Source organism: Brevibacillus sp. MS2.2 (assembly GCF_013284345.1).
Lineage (GTDB): Bacteria > Bacillota > Bacilli > Brevibacillales > Brevibacillaceae > Brevibacillus > Brevibacillus brevis_C.
Map to the genome: position 1 here is coordinate 17,624 of NZ_JABSUZ010000021.1, position 17,894 is coordinate 35,517.

The window sequence follows — 17,894 nt, forward strand, 5'->3', positions numbered from 1 at the left end:
GGGGGATTTTTCTATGGCAGTTAAAGATTCATTTTCTCGGATTTTTGGCTTGACGGACAAGACAGATAATGAAGAAATCAAACAAATACCAGTTGAGGAGATTGTACCGAATCCATATCAGCCTCGTACTGTATTTGATGACGAGAAAATTGATGAGTTGTGTCAAACGATACGAACTCATGGGCTCATTCAACCGATTGTCGTGCGGGTTCGCGATGGTCGTTATGAATTGATTGCTGGGGAACGACGTTTGCGCGCAACTAGAAAATTGGGCATGGAGAGGATTCCTGCGATTGTCAAAGAGTTTAATGACTCGCAAACAGCCTCTATCGCATTGATTGAGAATTTGCAACGAGAAGGTTTGACAGCTATTGAAGAGGCAGTCGCATATCAAAAGCTGATTGATTTGCATAATTTGACGCAAGAGAGTCTTGCTCAACGTTTGGGCAAAGGACAATCGACAATCGCAAACAAACTGCGCTTGCTCCATTTACCGCAAGAAATTCAAGATGCATTATTGTCCAGACAAGTAACAGAGCGTCATGCAAGAGCTTTGATTCCGTTAAAAGATCCAGAATTACAAAATAAAGTCCTGCTGGAGATTTTGGAGCGGGAATGGAATGTGAAACAGACGGAAGTGCGCGTGAAGCAGCTTCTAGAATTGGCTGAGAATCCGAAATCGGAAAAAGATGCGAAGCCTCGTTGGAAAGCATTTTCAAGAGATACGCGGATTGCGATTAATACCGTTCGACAATCGATCGATATGGTGATCCAGACGGGCCTACCTGTAGAGACAGCGGAAGAAGACCTTGATGAATTCTATCAATTCACCATTCGTATTCCGAAAAACAAGGATACAGGGAAATAAATGATGGTAACAAAAAGGGCGACAAGGTCGCCTTTCTTTTTGGGCAAATGTTGATTATTTATAGGAAAATGAGGCTTTCGGTAGCTTTTAATTTCCAGAAATAAGCATCTTTCATAACAATCTGGGATAATCTGCATTTTTGAGACAAAAATAAGGCTTTTTTGTCCCACTGTCTAAAAAAAACAGCGTACGACCAAGCTGCAAATCTGATAACATGGAGAGTACCAACTTGTGCATACTTGCAGGTTTACTCGATAATAAATGAGGATAACTTTGTAGAGACTTTTTCGTCTTATCATGTACAGGCTATGTAAAGGTTGCTAAATGGCAGCGAACGAAGGAAATCGTATAAAAGATCATCGTTTTACAAGAATACGAGCAAATCGTAAATAGACTCGAATGACTAACTAGATGAGGATACAGAAGATGACTTTGAAAGACGTACTGGAGAGTGTACTGGTCAAGCCACAAGCTTTCCTACACGACAAAAAAGAGGTGGAGAAGTTGGGAAAAATCATTGCGGTTGCGAACCAGAAAGGCGGCGTCGGGAAAACGACTACGTCCGTCAATCTAAGCGCTTGTTTGGCCGCATTGGGGAAAAAGGTGCTGCTGGTTGATATTGATCCGCAAGGAAATGCAACCAGTGGGATCGGGGTAAATAAGGCAGATGTTAAGTACTGCATTTATGATGTCCTGATCAATGATATCAACCCTGTCGATGCGACTTTGCCAACTGAAATTGAAGGATTAATGATCATTCCTGCCACCATCCAATTGGCAGGTGCGGAAATCGAGTTGGTTCCTACGATTTCTCGTGAGGTTCGTCTGAAAAAGGCGCTGGAAGTAGTCAAGGACAAGTACGATTATGTCATCATCGATTGCCCGCCATCCTTAGGGATCTTGACTGTTAATTCTTTGACAGCATCTGATTCTGTCTTAATCCCAATCCAGTGTGAGTACTATGCGCTAGAGGGATTAAGCCAACTGTTGAACACCATTCGTTTGGTCCAAAAACACTTGAATTCACAGCTTGCCATCGAAGGTGTCGTGCTGACGATGCTCGATGCACGTACGAATCTCGGTTTGCAAGTGATTGAAGAAGTGAAAAAGTATTTTCAGGACAAAGTATACAAAACAATTATTCCTCGAAATGTTCGCTTGAGCGAAGCACCGTCACACGGACAAGCCATCATTACGTACGATCCACGCTCACGAGGAGCGGAAGTCTATACTGATTTGGCGAAGGAAGTGGTAGGGGTATGAGTAGAGGATTGGGAAAAGGGCTGAATGCGCTTATTACTTCCAATCTCATCGAAGAAGGGGAACAGGTAAAAGAGGTTTCCATCAATGAGATTCGTCCTAACCCTTATCAGCCCCGGAAAGAATTCGAGCAATCAGCTATCGAGGAACTAGCACAGTCGATCAAAGAGCATGGGATCATCCAACCGTTAATTGTTCGGAAAAGCATCAAAGGTTACGAGCTGGTAGCTGGGGAAAGACGATTGCGCGCTGCAAAGGTAGCGGGGTTAAAAGAGGTTCCGGTAGTAGTAAAGGCGTACACCGATCAGCAATTAATGGAGATTGCCCTGATTGAGAATTTGCAACGGGAAAATCTGAATCCTCTCGAAGAGGCCGAGGCTTACGACAAGCTGATTTCCCACCATGATTATACGCAAGAACAACTAGCACAAAAGATAGGGAAGAGTCGACCGCATGTAGCCAACATGCTGCGTTTGCTGCAACTTCCAGAGAAGATCCGAAAAATGGTCTCGGCAGCGGAACTATCTATGGGACATTCGCGAGCTTTGCTTGGGGTAACGGATAAGAAAGTACAACAACAGCTTGCAAATGACGTGGTGGAAAAAGGCTTGAGTGTTCGTCAATTGGAAGAGCTTGTGAAGCAGCTCAATGTTTCACGTGAAACAAAAAAGAAAAAGCCAGCGAAAAACGAGCCAGTTTTGATCGAGATGGAGGAACGGCTACGCAGTCGTTTTGGAACAGCGGTCAAGATTAAAAAAGGATCGAAGCGCGGCAAGATCGAAATTGACTTCTATTCACAGGAAGACTTGGAGCGAATCATCGAGATGTTGAATATAGAGAAGTAAGTCCAGGAGGTAGTCATGGCGATCATCTATTTAGATAACGCAGCTTCTACATGGCCGAAGCCACCAGCAGTCAAAGAAATGATGGCAGAGGTCATCGAGGATTTTGCTGCAAATCCTGGCCGAGGTGGACATGCACTGGCGATGAAAGCGAGTAAAGCTGTGTTTCGGACACGGGTGCAAGTGTCGCGGTTGTTTGGGATTCAAAACCCGAATAACCTCTTTTTTTATCTCAATGCTACTCAAGCGCTTAATCAGGCGATAAAAGGATTCTTACAAGCAGGCGATCATGTTATTTCTTCGTCTGTTGAGCATAATTCGGTAAGACGTCCCATTGAGTACATGCGCAAAAACAACCAAGTAGAAGCTACTTTTGTAGAGCCGAGAGAAGATCATCAATTCTATGTAGAGGATTTTGCCAAGGCAATTACGCCCGCGACGCGGTTAATCGTTGTGAGTCATGCTTCCAATCTGACAGGTGTCATCCTGCCTGTAGCCGAACTGGGAAAGCTGGCAAAAGAGCATGGAATTACGTTTTTGGTAGATGCTTCTCAGTCTGCGGGTGTTTTGCCTATCGATGTAGAGGCAATGAATATTGATATGCTTGCTTTTCCTGGGCACAAAGGGCTGTATGGTCCACAAGGTACAGGTGGTTTGTACGTGAGCAGTCATATTGATCTCGAGCCCTTGATTCATGGGGGGACAGGCAGTCAGTCTGAAGCGATCGATCAACCAACAACTCGTCCAGACCGATACGAAAGCGGGACACTCAATACGGTTGGTTTGGCAGGGCTGCAAGCAGGCGTTGATTTTGTTATGGAAAAAGGTGTGGACAACATTCGTCAGCACGAATGGGAACTGGTGAAGCAAGCGATCATGGGGTTGCAGCAAATCGAGGGAGTACATGTCTACGGACCGGGGCTTGAGACCGAACGTGTAGGCGTGGTTGCTTTTAATATCGGAGAGGTAGATGCAGCAGAGGTGTCGTTTATCCTGGATCAACAATACGGGATTGCGACCAGATCGGGTTTTCATTGCACGCCACTGGGTCATCAGACTGCGGGTACCGAACAACGTGGAGCGGTTCGAGCCAGCTTTGGAATTTTCAACTCAGAGAAAGATGTAGAAGCGCTTCATAACGCTGTTCGGGAAATAGCAGCGGCGTTTGTGTAAGGGCAAGGCATCTGTAGGGGGACAGCGCAAGTGATCTTGCTGGGAACATTGGTCAACGCCGGAGCAATCATCTTAGGGGCATTGTTAGGCAGAATGTTGAAGCGAATTCCGGAGTCGATGCGACAAACCGTCATGCAAGGAATTGCTCTGGCCGTATTCGTATTGGGCATTAAAATGTGCCTGGGTTCGGATAATTTTTTACTCGTGATTATCAGTATTGTGCTAGGAACAGTACTAGGTGAATGGATTGGGATTGAAAAAGGTCTAAACAATCTGGGGCACTGGCTGGAGAGGAAAGTCGGTGGGAGCCAAGGCAGTATCGCCACTGGTTTTATCACGGGGACGCTGGTGTACTGTATTGGTGCCATGGCTGTACTCGGTTCATTGGACAGTGGGTTGCGTAACAACCACGAAGTACTGTTTATGAAAGCAATGCTAGATGGATTCTCTGCGATCATTTTCGCATCAACGCTAGGAATCGGTGTCATCTTTTCGGCAGTGCCCGTGTTTATATATCAAGGCATGATTGCGTTATTATCTACGAGCATTTACAGTTTGGTGAGCGAAACGATGCTGGATGCCATCCTGGTAGAAGTAACGGCGGTAGGTGGCTTGATGATTATTGCCATTGGATTAAACGTTTTGGAGATCAAACAGATAAGGGTAGCCAACATGATGCCGGCATTAGTGATCGCAGCAGTCGGAGTTCCCTTTATAGATTGGATTTCAAAGCTGTTTTCATAGGTAGCATAGAGACTCTTCCTTCGGGAGGAGTCTCTTTTTATGAAAAATCAACTTTCATCGATAAAAATTGCATGCGATAATATGATACAAAAACTTGATTTGCGAGCAAGTAAGGATAAGTGGGACGGGACAGTACAAGTACGACAGCATGTTGGGGAGAGAATGATGATGTTTGGTGTAATCGTCAATCCTGTATCGGGCAATGGCACAGGGTTGAGCGTATGGAGGCAAATTGAGCCGACGCTACGACGTCTAGGAGCGCCTTTTCATGTCAGGTTGACATCAGGAGAGGGGGACGCCGAAAAATTATCAAAAGAGCTGATTCAAAAAGAGGGAGTAAAAAAAATCATTGCTGTCGGAGGGGATGGAACGGTCCGAGGCGTGATAAACGGAATATACGAATCGAATCAAGAATGCAGATTTGGATTGGTGCCGGCTGGTTCCGGGAATGATTTCGCTCGCGGGCATGGAATTCCGATGAAACCGTTACAGGCATTAGAGCGAATTCTGTCGGAAAAAGGGGAAAAGCGAATCGATCTGATTTTATTGAATGGAAAAGTAGCTGTGAATTCAATCGGAGCCGGATTCGATGCACAGGTAGCAAAGATAACGGATCAAGCTGTGTACAAAGCTTGGCTGAATCGGTACAAGCTCGGAGCGCTGGCCTACATTATATCGGTCATTCGCGTCGTACGTACGTATCAGCCACGTGACATCGTCCTGAACGTTGATGGTCATGAGGCTCGTTTAGAGGCTGTTTGGCTAGTTGTTGCTGCCAATATTCCGAATTATGGAGGCGGAATGCTGATCTGTCCCGATGCTAAACCGGACGACGGCATTGCGGACATTTGCGTAGTAAGTGGTATGAGTCGACTCGGATTGTTAGCTGCTTTTCCGAAAATATTCACAGGAGCTCACCGTCATCATCCGGGTGTCCGTTTTTATAGGGCCAAGCAGGTAACGATACAAGCAGCAGGGCAACTGCCTGTCCATGCAGATGGAGAAAGCGTAGCACCAACGCCGATTAGCGCCCAAGTGCTCGAAAAGCACCTGACGATTTTTGTATAAAAAAAATAGACCTGTCATCCGTTAAGGGAGAGAACAGATCGAAAAGCAAGTTTTCCAAAGAGGGATGGAACCTTTTGCAGGGAAAAACGGTCAATCATATAAGACACTATCGAATCGACTAGGCGTAGAAGCCAGTGTTACGGCTTTTGCCAGTCCGGAAGCTATGATATCTGCCATGTTCATGACGATGGAGAGGCGGGTATTTTGAAGGACAAAATACTCCATGAATCCTCCTACGTTGACAATTCCGGTAATGTGGAAGCAACCAACAGGAGGCAGCTCTTTTTTTACACCAGCCCCTGGTTTTAGTGGACCATTAATTACATTGATGTTTCCGACGTGGCTAAATTGACCTAAACAGGCATCGACTGCAATGAGTGTAGCTGTCGGATGATTCGCGTGGATGAGCTCTAATTTTTCCTTAAGATTCATGGCGTGTACAGGGTCCTCAAGCGTTCCGTACACCTGCAAAAAACGAGGTGACTGTGCGATGAGCTTGGTTCCTACTAATGGGCCTAGAGCATCACCAGTAGAACGGTCTGTCCCAATACATACAATGACAAGGTCGTCATCGAACCGATTTAAGCGAAAGCGCTGCGCAAGGTGACCGGCGAGGTGCTCGTCTGCGTTTTCACTGCGGTATTCCACTTTAAAAGGTGGCAAAGAATAATCCTTGCGATTATCGGATGTACTCATGGAAACCCCCACTCTTGCCGACTTGGCTGAAACCAACCTGTAAAAGGTTATATAAAAGTATTCACAGTATCGTACCGATATGACATTTTTATACCTGCTAATGGGAAAGTTACGTAGGTTTTGAAAACTCAGCGAGGCTGGCATGCATGAAAGCGAACAGGTAAAATAAGAGGAGCCTATAGCAGTTTGTGTGAAAAAGATAAGGGGGAGTGAAATGGGAGGAGAGACAGTTCTGATCGCGTTTGATTCCACGCAGCAAGCCTTGCGGGCAGAAATGCTGCTGGAGTACGAAGATATTGAGATCGATACAAGACCAACGCCGAAAGAAATAACGGCAGGCTGCGCCCTTTCCATTGAGTTCCCACTGTCGGATTACTCACGAGCAAAAGCGATCATGATGGAGCAACAAGTGGTAATACGAGGATACTTCCGTCAGTTTTTTGGCCAGTATAGCGAGGTCGACCAAAACGGGGAGCAGAAGGAGCGGGAGGAATGAATCAGGCTGGTTTTTTTGAGAGAATTTATGCCCAAGTATATGCGTATGTGACCGATGCAGATATGTGGGTAAATATAGGGATGGCTGTACTGAAAATCGTAGCGATTATCCTGTTATCGCGAATTGTCGTTTCCGTTGTGCAATCAGGTGTAAATAAAGTGTTCCAGCACCGCCATGGAAGCAAGATTCAAATGGATCAACGCCGAGTAGACACGATGCGGGTTCTTGTCAACAATGTCGTGCAGTATGGCATTTACTTTTTGGCGATTCTCATGATCTTGCAGCTGTTGGGCATTGATTTGCGTCCTGTTTTGGTAAGCGCAGGAGTACTGGGGCTGGCAGTCGGTTTCGGGGCGCAGAGTCTCGTGCGTGATATCATTACGGGATTCTTCATTATTTTTGAGGACCAATTTGCTGTCGGAGACGTCGTAACGATCAACAATTTGACGGGCACGGTGCAGGAGATTGGTCTGCGCATTACAAAGGTGCGAAGCTGGACGGGTGAGGTGCACATCTTTCCAAATGGTACGATTAATCAAGTGACCAACTTTTCTTTGCAAAATACGTTAGCGGTTGTTGACGTATCTGTAGCGTATGAAGAAGATCTGAACCAAGTTGAGTCTGTGCTCAAAGAAGTGTTGGCATCGGCTCAAACAGAATTGACGGATATCGTAGCTGAGCCGCAAATTTTGGGAGTACATGCACTGGGACCTTCCGAAGTCATCATCCGGGTTACGGCTGAGTGCAAGCCGAACACACATCACGGGGTCAATCGAAATTTGCGTGCGAAGATCAGAACGGAATTAACCAACCGAGGCATTCAAATTCCGTATCCAAAAATCGTCGCGGTGTCTGGAAAGGGAACAGTGTAGAGAGGAGAAAGAGAAATGGAACGCAAGCAATTTGGACTGGGGGATGTCGTACAGATGAAAAAGCCACATCCATGTGGCACGAATGCGTGGAAGGTCATACGCATGGGCATGGATGTGCGAATCAAATGTACGGGGTGCGATCATAGTGTGATGATTGGGCGACTAGAATTTGAACGCAAGCTGAAAAAGATACTGATTCGCGCGGAGGAAGAACCGCAAGCATAGACCATATTTCTTTGATCAACCCATCTGTCTTTTTCTACAATGCCTGTAAACGATGAAGCGACGCGTTTATATGCTTCCGGAAGCGGCTTTGTCGTTTTAGACGGGAGGGGTTCGATGAAAAAGATGAGTGTTCGGTGGTTGCAATGGGTAGTAGTGCTTGCGCTTTTCCTACTTCCATCACAGGGAGCGTGGGCAAAGTCGGCAAACGAATGGGGAGTGAGAATATCCCCGGCTAACAAATCGGCGGAAATTGACCCGGATCAAATCATTACACTGACGTTTTCGGGGCCAGTTTCGTTAAAAAGTGGGCAAGAGCTCTCTGATAAGTCTGGTCTCTCGATCATTTCGCTCACGGATGCGAAAAAAAAGAAGGTTCGTTTTACGGCAAAATGGAACCAAACAGATCGAAGCATGACGATTGATCCGGTAGGAAATCTGGAAGCAGGGGCGTCCTACCGAGTAAGCTTGTTGGCCAAAAAACTGAAGGATCGGCGAGGCAATTTGAATCCAGAGCTAACCAGCACGTTTCAAACGAAAAAACCTGTGGATAATATTGCTCCACAAGCAGTCATATTGCCCGGTCACGGGGCCAAAAATGTAAAGCTCCAGGATAAAGTGACACTCCAGTTTGCAGAAGAGATTGCTTTGGTTGGTGGTGGTGTCCTCTCCAGCAAAACGGCCGGGCCATTAGTTCGTGTGACAGATGAAAAAGGTGCTATCGTTCCGCATACCATTACGTGGAACAAAAGCAAGCGGATGCTGTCTGTGAAGCCAAAAGGAAAATGGCAGCCACATACGAGATATCAGGTAAGTCTCATTGCGGGTTTGGTTAAGGACATAGCAGGTAATGTAAATCAAGTGCAGTGGATAACTTTTCAGACCGGGTCGAAATAGTCCAAGTATGTGGGTAAAAAAAAGGATGCGCCTCTATTGGCTGCATCCTTTTTTCCTTTTGTACGATCAAATGTATCTCCCGGTGATGGTACTTAGGTTATGACTGATCATTATCCCTAGGCTGCATTGCCTTGGCTATGATCTATGTGGAATTGGAGAAGGTAAGGATGCTGAGGAAGCAAGCTTACCTTCAGATAGGCTGGATGGCAGCGGAGTAGGTTAGTCGCAGTCGCAACCTACGATAACGAGAAGGATGAACAGAACCAAGATCAGCGCGAAATCGTCGAAGCCGTTAAAGATACCCACTTGCTAACACCTCCTACCGTAGTTTCAATACTCATGCTATGTAGGAACCCACAACGGGGTATAGGCGGATGCCCCAGTTCCAAGAAAATAAGTTATACACAGCATATCCACAGAAAATGTGGACAACTTTTTACGAAGAGAAGGAGTGTCTGCAAACGTTGCAGGGAATAAAAAGTTGTTAGCAAATACTTATCCACAGGTTTATCCACAAAAGAGGATTTTCTCTGGATAAATTGACGGTTGTTATTGAATATTTGAAAAATTTTTATTAGTAAGAAGGAATTTGGCAGGTGAAAATATAATTACACACTTATAAATTTGGCAAAAATAGATAGAAGAAAAGGGGCGATTGAGATTTGAAGAAGCAAGTATTTGCATCAGTTACGGCTTTGGCCATTGCATTGTCGACAGTATCCGTACCATTCATTCCTTACAGCACGCAGGCGGTAGCTCTTGCTGCTGAAAAGCCTTCTTATCAAACTCGCGCTGAGATCCCAGATGCGTACAAGTGGAAGCTGGATCATATTTATCCGACTGTTAAGGAATGGGAAAAGGATGTTGCTAAAGTTGAATCTTTGGCAAACGCTTTCACAAAGCACCAAGGCAAGCTGGGTACTTCTTCTGCTGCAATGCAGGCGGCATTTGATGACTATGTTGAATTGATGCGCTTAAATGACAAAGCATACGTGTATGCAAACATGTCTCTCGATGTAAACTCCGCGAACCCTGATCTGCAAAAGCTGGGAGACCGCGCTGAGAAAATGTACACGCTTGTCACGGAAAAAACCTCTTGGGTACAGCCTGAAATCGTTGCGATTTCCGATGACAAAATAAAGAGCTTGCTGTCCGAAAAGGAACTGGAGCCTTACAAGCTGTTTATTGAAGACATGCTGAGAACGAAGCCGTACTCACTCTCTGCGGATATGGAACAGCTCTTGGCAAAATCGTCTCCGTTGGGCGGTGCACCGACTAATATTTACAGCATGCTGTCCAAAGACGTGAGGTTCCCTAAAATCAAAGATGAGACAGGCAAGGAAGTTCAGTTGACTCGTGCCAATTTTATTTCCTATATGGAAAGTAAAGATCAAAATGTGCGTAGAGAAGCGTTCAAAGCGTACTATGGCGCTCTGATCGATTTCCAAGACTCGTTTGCATCGACGTTGGCTGCCAAAGTAAAGGGTGATAATTTCTACGCAGCGGTACGCAATTACGATTCTGCGCTGGAAGCTAGCCTGACACCGAACAACGTACCGACGAAGGTGTATGATGAGCTGATTGACACGGTGAATGACAATTTGCCATTGCTGCATCGCTACATTTCCTTGAAAAAGAAAATGCTTGGCGTGAAGGAATTGCACATGTACGACATTTACGTGCCGATCGTTCCATCTGATGACAAATATATTTCCTTCGACGAAGGAAAGAAAATTGTAGTTGACGGGTTAGAGGTAATGGGTGATGACTATGTGAAGGCAATGTCTGACGGCCTGGATGGCGGCTGGGTAGATGTCTACTCCACAGATGACAAGCGCACGGGTGCTTACCAATGGGGTGCTTATGATACACATCCGTATGTACTGTTGAATCACCAAGGTACGCTCGATGATGTGTATACCATCGCCCATGAGATGGGACATGCCATGCAGTCCTATTACACGAACAAAAACCAGCCTTACATTTCATCCAACTATCCAATCTTCACGGCAGAAGTGGCTTCTACCATGAATGAAACCTTGCTGTTCAAGAGCATGTACGCGAAGGCGAAGACGAAGGAAGAGAAGATGTATCTCTTGAATCACTATCTGGAAAACTTCCGTTCCACGCTGTTCCGTCAGACGCAGTTCGCGGAGTTTGAGAGAGCGATTCACGAGAAGGAGCAAGCTGGGGAATCTCTGAATGCGGAAGCGATCAAGAAAATCTACCTCGATATCAACAAAAAGTACTACGGAAAAGACATGGTTTCCGATGAGGAAATCGGTATGGAATGGGCACGTGTGAGCCATTTCTACAACTATAAATACTACGTCTATCAATACTCGACGAGCTTTGCCGCTGCACAAGCATTAGCGAAGCAAATCATGGATGAAGGTCAGCCAGCAGTGGATCGAGTTCGCAAAAACTTCCTCGAAGCGGGTAACTCTGCTCCGCCAATCGAGGTGCTGAAAGCTGCAGGTGTGGACATGTCCACGTCCCAGCCAATCGAGCAAGCCATGGAAATTTTCGAAGAGACATTGAATGAGCTGGAAAAGCTGGTAAACGAGAAATAAAGACACGACAGAAGCAAAACAGGCTCCCTTCCATTAAGGATAGGAGCCTGTTTTTTCTTGTATGGATCAATAGGCAATGCCGACTCGCGACTGTATGTATTCAAAACTAGAAAGCTGCTGATACGTAAACTCTGCCGTATCGGGCACGGAAATTTGCATCCCATCTACAGGCAACTGGTGGGCTTCGACCCGGTAAATCCCCGTATACTCGCCATCAGGCAAATAAGTCGGACATACAATGGTCCAATCGAGCTCAGACTGTTCCAAGAGCGAGTATGCCTTGTGATGTTCCTCGGCAGCACGCGTTAATTTTTGTCTGGACTCACTGGATTGATAGCGGAGCAGGTCAGGAGAAACTCTGCTTTGCAAGATGCCGGCGGTGCCCACTGTAATAATGCGTGAAACGCCTTCTCGCTTCATTGCTTCAATAATATAGGGAGTTCCTTCAGATAACGTCGTCGCTTTATCTGTCCCAAGTGCGCTAATGACCGCGTCAACTTCACACATGGCGGAAGCAACATCTTTTTGATCGAGGACATTTCCGGTCAAAACGTGCAGATTTTCAGCAGCCAGATGAAGAAGCTTGTCTGCGGAGCGAACGAGAACGGTTATTTCATGCCCATCTTTTAATGCATAGTCGAGGATATGGCTTCCTACACGACCAGTGGCACCGAGAAGTAAGAGCTTCATTTTTGTAGTCACCTCGTTACCTTTCCTTTTACCGTAGCAAACAGATTCTGTTTGTCTAGTCTAGCATTTCTTTTTTTGTCCCACCACATGGAGCTAAGATGAGTACAGGAGGAGACAAGTAAAAAAAGCTTCCACAAGGAGACAATTGTAATCTGAAAACCAAATCTATATACTTAAAAGGATATCAGGATGATGATAAGGGAGTGTATATAGATGGGTGCTTCTTGCGGGATCGTCGGTCTTCCAAACGTAGGGAAATCGACATTGTTTAATGCCATTACACAAGCGGGTGCTGAATCGGCGAACTATCCGTTCTGTACGATTGACCCTAACGTAGGTATTGTGGAGGTGCCAGACGAGCGTCTGGAAAAGCTGACACAGATCGTCGTTCCGAACAAGGTAGTTCCGACAGCGTTTGAATTCGTGGACATTGCTGGCTTGGTAAAAGGTGCGAGCAGAGGCGAGGGTCTTGGTAACCAGTTCCTCGGACACATCCGTGAAGTGGACGCGATTGCACATGTTGTACGTTGCTTTGAAGATGAGAACATCACGCACGTAGCAGGTCGTGTCGATCCTTTGAGCGATATCGAGACAATCAACCTGGAGCTGATTTTTGCTGACCTGGACTCTGTTGATCGTCGTATTGATCGCATTGCACGCAAAGTGAAATCCGGCGACAAGGAATCCAAGCAAGAGTTGGACGTGCTGGAGAAGTTGAAAGCCGCATTTGAAGAGGGTCAATCTGCTCGCAGTGTTGAACTCGATGACGAAGAGCGCAAATGGATTCGCGATTTGCATCTGCTGACAATCAAGCCAATGCTGTACGTGTGCAACGTAGCGGAAGACGGCATTAACGATGCAGATAACAACCCGCATGTGCAGACAGTTCGTCAGCATGCAGCGAGTGAAGGTGCAGAAGTGGTTGTGATCAGCGCGAAAGTAGAAGCAGAAATCGCTGAGCTCGAGGGCGAGGACAAAGAAATGTTCTTGGAAGAGCTCGGACTTACTGAGTCTGGTCTCGATCGCTTGATTCGTGCAGCTTACAAACTGTTGGGATTAGTAACTTATTTCACTGCAGGTGTACAAGAAGTTCGCGCATGGACTATCCGTCAGGGTACAAAGGCTCCAGGTGCGGCAGGCGTGATTCATACCGATTTCGAACGCGGATTCATTCGTGCCGAAGTGATTGCTTATGATCATCTGGTAGATGCTGGTTCCGTAGCGGTAGCCAGAGAACGTGGGAAGTACCGTCTTGAAGGGAAAGAGTACGTAGTGGCAGATGGAGATGTTATGCATTTCCGCTTCAACGTTTAGTACGAAATTCTTGATTCGTTATAGGCGTTTTGCTATAATACGATAATGCGAGTATTTATGGAGTGCATGATTTGTGCGTTTCGTTTTAGCACTCGCTCCTTGCCCGAACAGGGCCGCTAAAGTCCATAAGGAGGTGAAAAGGTATGCGCCAATACGAAGTAATGTATGTATTGCGTCCAGACCTTGAAGAAGAGAAAGTAAAATCCAATGTAGCTCGTTACAGCGATGTTGTAACTAACTATGGTGGCGAAATCTCTAAGCTTCAAGAAATGGGTAAACGTCGTCTTGCGTACGAAATCAACAAGTTCCGTGAAGGTTACTACGTTTTGATGAACTTCAAAGCGAACTCCGATGCTGTTGCGGAAGCTGAGCGTCTGATGAAAATCAATGACGACGTAATCCGCTTTATGTTTGTTCGTGATGAGAAGTAATCATTGTCGCGATCAGAGGGGGAACCAAGATGAATAAAGTCATTCTCATCGGCAACCTGACGAAAGATCCTGAACTTCGCTACACGCCAAATGGCGTTGCCGTTGCTACTTTTACTGTGGCCGTGAATCGTCCCCGCACCAATCAAGCGGGAGAGAGAGAAACGGACTTCATTAACATTGTCGCTTGGCAAAAACTTGCCGACCTGTGCGCAAGCTATTTGCGTAAAGGTAGACAAGCAGCCATCGAAGGACGTATGCAAACACGCTCCTATGATAATAAAGAAGGTAAAAAGGTATACGTGACGGAAGTCGTTGCGGAGAACGTTCAATTTTTGGGCGGTCGAGGTAATGAATCCGGCGGAGACAATTCAGGATACGATCCAGGACCGGGCATCGGTGGCGGTAACAAACCATCCGGTCAACGAAATAATGACTATGATCCGTTTGGTGATCCTTTCGCGAGTGCAGGCAAGCCGATCAACATTTCAGATGATGACTTGCCGTTCTAGTATCGTATAACTTTCACATTCCTAAGAGGGAGGGACTATCATGGCACGCAAAGGACGTCCTAATAAGCGTCGTAAAGTATGCTTCTTTAAAGTGAACAAAATCAAGCACATCGATTATAAAGATGTTGACTTGCTGAAAAAGTTCATCAGCGAACGCGGCAAAATCTTGCCACGTCGTGTAACTGGTACTTCTGCGAAGTATCAACGTGCACTGACAATCGCGATCAAGCGATCCCGTCAAGTAGCACTGTTGCCTTACACTGCTGAATAAGTTGCAAAAGCTATAAAAAGGGGGGCACAATTGCGTGGCCCTCTTTTTTCCATAGTTTTCTATGGAGAGTGTACATGAGACATGAATAATGAGGTGCTGACATGCCGTCCAAAACGAAACACTTGGCTGAAAATGCCCTTATACTGGGTATCGCACTGGTGCTGCTGTTTCTCAGTACATATACGGTACTGGGAGGACTGGTCAGTTTCTTGATACCTCTGCCTTTTATCCTTTTGGCAGTAAATCGAACAGTACCTAACATGGTTTGGATCACCCTTGCTTTTACGTTTTTGGGCTGGATCGTTACTGGTCCGTTTGCGGCAACACTTGCTTTTTCGAGTGCGGTTTGGGGTTCAGTCATGGGGATTGTTTATGCGAAAAAAGGAGCGGCTCTTCCGGCGATTGTGGCAGGGGCAGGCGTTGCCTTTTTGAGTGTCGTTTCCATGCTGGCATTCATGGCATTCGGGATGAACGTTGATTTTAATGCCATGATTCAAGAGGTTGCTAAGCTGCGTCCAGCAATGATGCCAAAAGAGCAGTTTGATCAGCTCCTTGAACTGGGTAAAATCGTCTTGCCTACGAGTTTTGTCATGTTCAGCTTTTTATCGACCGCCATTATTCATGGATTGGCGAGTCTGATTGGACGACGTCTGCGCAGACCGATTCCAGCATTGAAGCCAATTCGGGAATGGAACTTCCCGCGTTCGTTGATTTATTACTACTTCATTGCGATGATCAGTCTATTGTTGTTTGCTGAAAGCATGCAGGGAACGTTTTGGGAAATCGCCCTGATGAACCTGAAAGTCATGCTGGATGTTATTTTTGTTTTGCAGGGCTTGAGTTTTTGTCTATTTGCTGCCTATTTGTACGGCTGGAAGAGATTGACTCCCGTGCTCATTGTCTGTCTATTTATTTTTCCACCCCTAAGTACTATACTTAGTCTAGTATGGATATTTGACCTAGGAATTCGTTTGCGTGAAAAACTGGAAACAAGAGTGAAGAGGGGCTGAGGAAATGCCCAAGTTCCTGTTAAAGCGTTGGTACGGGATGCATATGGTCCTGGCACTCAGCTTTAGCTTGCTGTTGTTGGGGATTTTGACCTTGTTCCATTGGATGTACGGGGCGATCGGCATGATTTGCTTGATTGGCTTGGTTCTTTACGCTCTTCAAGCAGAAAAGGGGTTCCAAAGAGACTTGCGCCTTTATTTGGCAACGGTCACCCATCGCGTGAAGAAGGCGGGAGAAGGCGTTATCCAGGAACTGCCGATCGGAATTCTTTTATACAACGAGGAAAAGGCAATTGAGTGGGTAAACCCGTATATGACGCATATGTCCGGGGATGAATCCATGATCGGGAAAGGCCTTCAAGAGGTATTCCCCCAACTGGTTTGGAAGCCGGAGCAAAGACGGCTGGAGTTTACTTATAACGAGCGGGTATACGAGGTCATTGTGCGGTCCGATGAGCGTCTTTTGTATTTCAAGGACATTACGGACTTCAAAGAATTGACGACTCGTTACCATCGAGAAAAGGCTGCACTTGCCATTATTCACCTCGACAATTTGGACGAGGTCGGACAAGTCATGGATGATCAGAGCCGTACGCTGCTCTCTACAAGCGTGGCTGGTGTGATTACAGAGTGGGCCAACAAACATGGCATATATCTTCGCCGAATCACGGCCGACAAGTTTTTGGCTCTGATGGAACGGGAAGCACTTGATAAATTGGAAGAATCGCGATTTGACATTCTTGATGTAGTTCGGGAGATGACGGCTGACAACAAAATTCCGATTACGCTCAGTATCGGGGTTGGAGCGGCCGCTACCACTTACATTGAGCTGGGACAAATGGCGCAATCAAGCTTGGATATCGCTTTGGGGCGCGGTGGCGACCAGTGCGCTGTCAAGATTGGCAACAAGCTCACTTTCTACGGTGGGAAATCGAATGCGGTGGAAAAGCGGACACGTGTCCGGGCTCGTGTTATTGCACATGCTTTGCGTGATCTCATTCATGAGGCGGAGCACGTCATCGTCATGGGGCATAAACAGCCTGACATGGATTCCATCGGGGCATCACTTGGTGTATTGAAGGCTGTGCAGTTGCACAACAAAACGGCTTATATCGTCATGGACGAAGGCAATCATTCTGTCGAGCGTCTGATGAAAGAGATTTATGCCAACGAAGAGTTGGCTGAGACCTTTATCACGCCAGAACAGGCGATCCGACTCATCTCTGGCCGCACATTGCTGGTAGTCGTCGATACACATCGACCATCGCTGGTGATTGAGCCGAAGCTGTTGACAGAAACGAGCCGAATTGTGGTGATTGACCACCATCGACGTTCGGAGGAGTTCATTGAGCCAGTACTCTTGTATCTGGAACCATATGCTTCTTCTACAGCCGAGCTGGTTACGGAGCTCTTGCAATATCAGAGCGAGCGATTGAATATCGACAATCTGATTGCAACGGCACTGTTAGCTGGGATTGTGGTGGATACCAAAAGCTTTGCCTTCCGTACAGGTTCGCGGACCTTTGAAGCGGCGTCTTTCCTTCGCCGTAACGGGGCCGATACCGCGGCTGTCCAGCGTCTGTTGAAGGAAGATCTGGGGCAGTATGTGAAGCGGGCAAAAATCATCATGAACACGGAAACGTACCGCGACAACATGGCGATTGCCGTAGGCGACCCGTCTGAGGATTACACTCAGGTACAGGTGGCGCAAGCTGCTGAGCAGCTACTCACTTTGTCAGGTATCCAGGCGTCGTTTGTTGTTGCAGAGCGATCCGATGATACGATCTTGATCAGTGGACGTTCTCTGGGCGACATCAATGTTCAGTCCATCATGGAACTGCTGGGTGGAGGCGGTCACCTTACGGGTGCTGCCACACAAATTCAAGGCATATCAATTAAAGAAGCTACACGTCGTTTGAAAGAAGCGATTGACTCGGTCGTATAGGCCAAAATATAAAGGG

General features: G+C 46.4%; 20 protein-coding genes. 17 read left to right on the plus strand and 3 right to left on the minus strand.

What is annotated here, in order from left to right:
• The first annotated feature begins 13 nt into the window (after positions 1–13).
• The 6 genes from noc to HP568_RS18655 all read left to right on the plus strand — a co-directional run bounded on the left by noc (position 14) and on the right by HP568_RS18655 (position 5,955).
• Positions 14–868 carry a nucleoid occlusion protein gene (gene noc, locus HP568_RS18630; RefSeq protein WP_048035481.1) on the plus strand — a complete coding sequence of 285 codons (855 nt, stop codon included), beginning with the start codon at positions 14–16 and terminating at the stop codon, positions 866–868.
• 504 nt (positions 869–1,372) lie between these two features.
• Entirely contained in the window at positions 1,373–2,131 is a 759-nt protein-coding gene (locus HP568_RS18635; RefSeq protein ID WP_015894094.1) for a ParA family protein, read from the plus strand.
• Positions 2,128–2,973: a ParB/RepB/Spo0J family partition protein gene (locus HP568_RS18640; protein ID WP_048035480.1), complete on the plus strand. Its 846-nt coding sequence runs from the start codon at positions 2,128–2,130 to the stop codon at positions 2,971–2,973. The genes HP568_RS18635 and HP568_RS18640 overlap by 4 nt, the downstream gene beginning before the upstream one ends.
• A gap of 15 nt (positions 2,974–2,988) precedes the next feature.
• Positions 2,989–4,143: an aminotransferase class V-fold PLP-dependent enzyme gene (locus tag HP568_RS18645; protein WP_173629888.1), complete on the plus strand. Its 1,155-nt coding sequence runs from the start codon at positions 2,989–2,991 to the stop codon at positions 4,141–4,143.
• A gap of 30 nt (positions 4,144–4,173) precedes the next feature.
• Positions 4,174–4,887, plus strand: coding sequence for a DUF554 domain-containing protein (locus tag HP568_RS18650; protein ID WP_173629889.1), 714 nt, complete (start codon positions 4,174–4,176; stop codon positions 4,885–4,887).
• A gap of 168 nt (positions 4,888–5,055) precedes the next feature.
• Complete coding sequence (locus HP568_RS18655; RefSeq protein ID WP_173629890.1) at positions 5,056–5,955, plus strand: diacylglycerol/lipid kinase family protein; 900 nt, start codon at positions 5,056–5,058, stop codon at positions 5,953–5,955.
• A 90-nt stretch (positions 5,956–6,045) separates the two neighbouring features.
• On the opposite strand, the gene yyaC is transcribed toward HP568_RS18655, so the two are convergent.
• Positions 6,046–6,651, minus strand: a complete 606-nt coding sequence (gene yyaC, locus HP568_RS18660; protein ID WP_048035477.1) for a spore protease YyaC — start codon at positions 6,649–6,651, stop codon at positions 6,046–6,048.
• Between the two features lie 214 nt (positions 6,652–6,865).
• On the opposite strand from yyaC, the gene HP568_RS18665 reads away from it, so the two are divergent.
• The 4 genes from HP568_RS18665 (at position 6,866) to HP568_RS18680 (ending at position 9,138) form a co-directional block, all read left to right on the plus strand.
• Complete coding sequence (locus tag HP568_RS18665) at positions 6,866–7,147, plus strand: putative Se/S carrier protein (protein WP_056495748.1); 282 nt, start codon at positions 6,866–6,868, stop codon at positions 7,145–7,147.
• Positions 7,144–8,019 (plus strand): mechanosensitive ion channel family protein, encoded by an 876-nt coding sequence (locus tag HP568_RS18670; protein ID WP_048035475.1) that lies wholly within the window; start codon positions 7,144–7,146, stop codon positions 8,017–8,019. The genes HP568_RS18665 and HP568_RS18670 overlap by 4 nt, the downstream gene beginning before the upstream one ends.
• 15 nt (positions 8,020–8,034) lie before the next feature.
• Positions 8,035–8,244: a DUF951 domain-containing protein gene (locus HP568_RS18675; protein ID WP_007720174.1), complete on the plus strand. Its 210-nt coding sequence runs from the start codon at positions 8,035–8,037 to the stop codon at positions 8,242–8,244.
• Between the two features lie 114 nt (positions 8,245–8,358).
• Entirely contained in the window at positions 8,359–9,138 is a 780-nt protein-coding gene (locus HP568_RS18680) for an Ig-like domain-containing domain (protein ID WP_173629891.1), read from the plus strand.
• A 219-nt stretch (positions 9,139–9,357) separates the two neighbouring features.
• Here the strand turns inward: HP568_RS18680 and HP568_RS30175 are convergent, their stop codons facing one another.
• Entirely contained in the window at positions 9,358–9,444 is an 87-nt protein-coding gene (locus HP568_RS30175; RefSeq protein WP_017246824.1) for a YjcZ family sporulation protein, read from the minus strand.
• A 356-nt stretch (positions 9,445–9,800) separates the two neighbouring features.
• On the opposite strand from HP568_RS30175, the gene pepF reads away from it, so the two are divergent.
• Positions 9,801–11,711: an oligoendopeptidase F gene (pepF, locus tag HP568_RS18690; RefSeq protein WP_048035473.1), complete on the plus strand. Its 1,911-nt coding sequence runs from the start codon at positions 9,801–9,803 to the stop codon at positions 11,709–11,711.
• Positions 11,712–11,777: 66 nt separating this feature from the next.
• On the opposite strand, the gene HP568_RS18695 is transcribed toward pepF, so the two are convergent.
• The gene (locus HP568_RS18695; RefSeq protein WP_173629892.1) at positions 11,778–12,401 is read right to left on the minus strand and encodes an NAD(P)-dependent oxidoreductase; all 624 of its coding nucleotides are present in this window, start codon (positions 12,399–12,401) and stop codon (positions 11,778–11,780) included.
• 213 nt (positions 12,402–12,614) lie between these two features.
• Between HP568_RS18695 and ychF the strand changes: the two genes are divergently transcribed.
• The 6 genes from ychF to HP568_RS18725 all read left to right on the plus strand — a co-directional run bounded on the left by ychF (position 12,615) and on the right by HP568_RS18725 (position 17,878).
• Positions 12,615–13,715 (plus strand): redox-regulated ATPase YchF, encoded by a 1,101-nt coding sequence (gene ychF / locus HP568_RS18700; protein ID WP_015894083.1) that lies wholly within the window; start codon positions 12,615–12,617, stop codon positions 13,713–13,715.
• Positions 13,716–13,858: 143 nt separating this feature from the next.
• A complete protein-coding gene (gene rpsF / locus HP568_RS18705; protein WP_007720183.1) occupies positions 13,859–14,146 on the plus strand; it encodes a 30S ribosomal protein S6 in 288 nt (95 codons plus the stop codon).
• 29 nt (positions 14,147–14,175) lie between these two features.
• A complete protein-coding gene (locus HP568_RS18710) occupies positions 14,176–14,655 on the plus strand; it encodes a single-stranded DNA-binding protein (protein ID WP_173629893.1) in 480 nt (159 codons plus the stop codon).
• Between the two features lie 40 nt (positions 14,656–14,695).
• Positions 14,696–14,926: a 30S ribosomal protein S18 gene (gene rpsR, locus HP568_RS18715; RefSeq protein ID WP_016739387.1), complete on the plus strand. Its 231-nt coding sequence runs from the start codon at positions 14,696–14,698 to the stop codon at positions 14,924–14,926.
• 101 nt (positions 14,927–15,027) lie between these two features.
• Positions 15,028–15,936, plus strand: coding sequence for a DUF2232 domain-containing protein (locus HP568_RS18720; protein WP_173629894.1), 909 nt, complete (start codon positions 15,028–15,030; stop codon positions 15,934–15,936).
• A gap of 4 nt (positions 15,937–15,940) precedes the next feature.
• The gene (locus HP568_RS18725) at positions 15,941–17,878 is read left to right on the plus strand and encodes a DHH family phosphoesterase (protein WP_173629895.1); all 1,938 of its coding nucleotides are present in this window, start codon (positions 15,941–15,943) and stop codon (positions 17,876–17,878) included.
• Positions 17,879–17,894 lie beyond the last annotated feature (16 nt).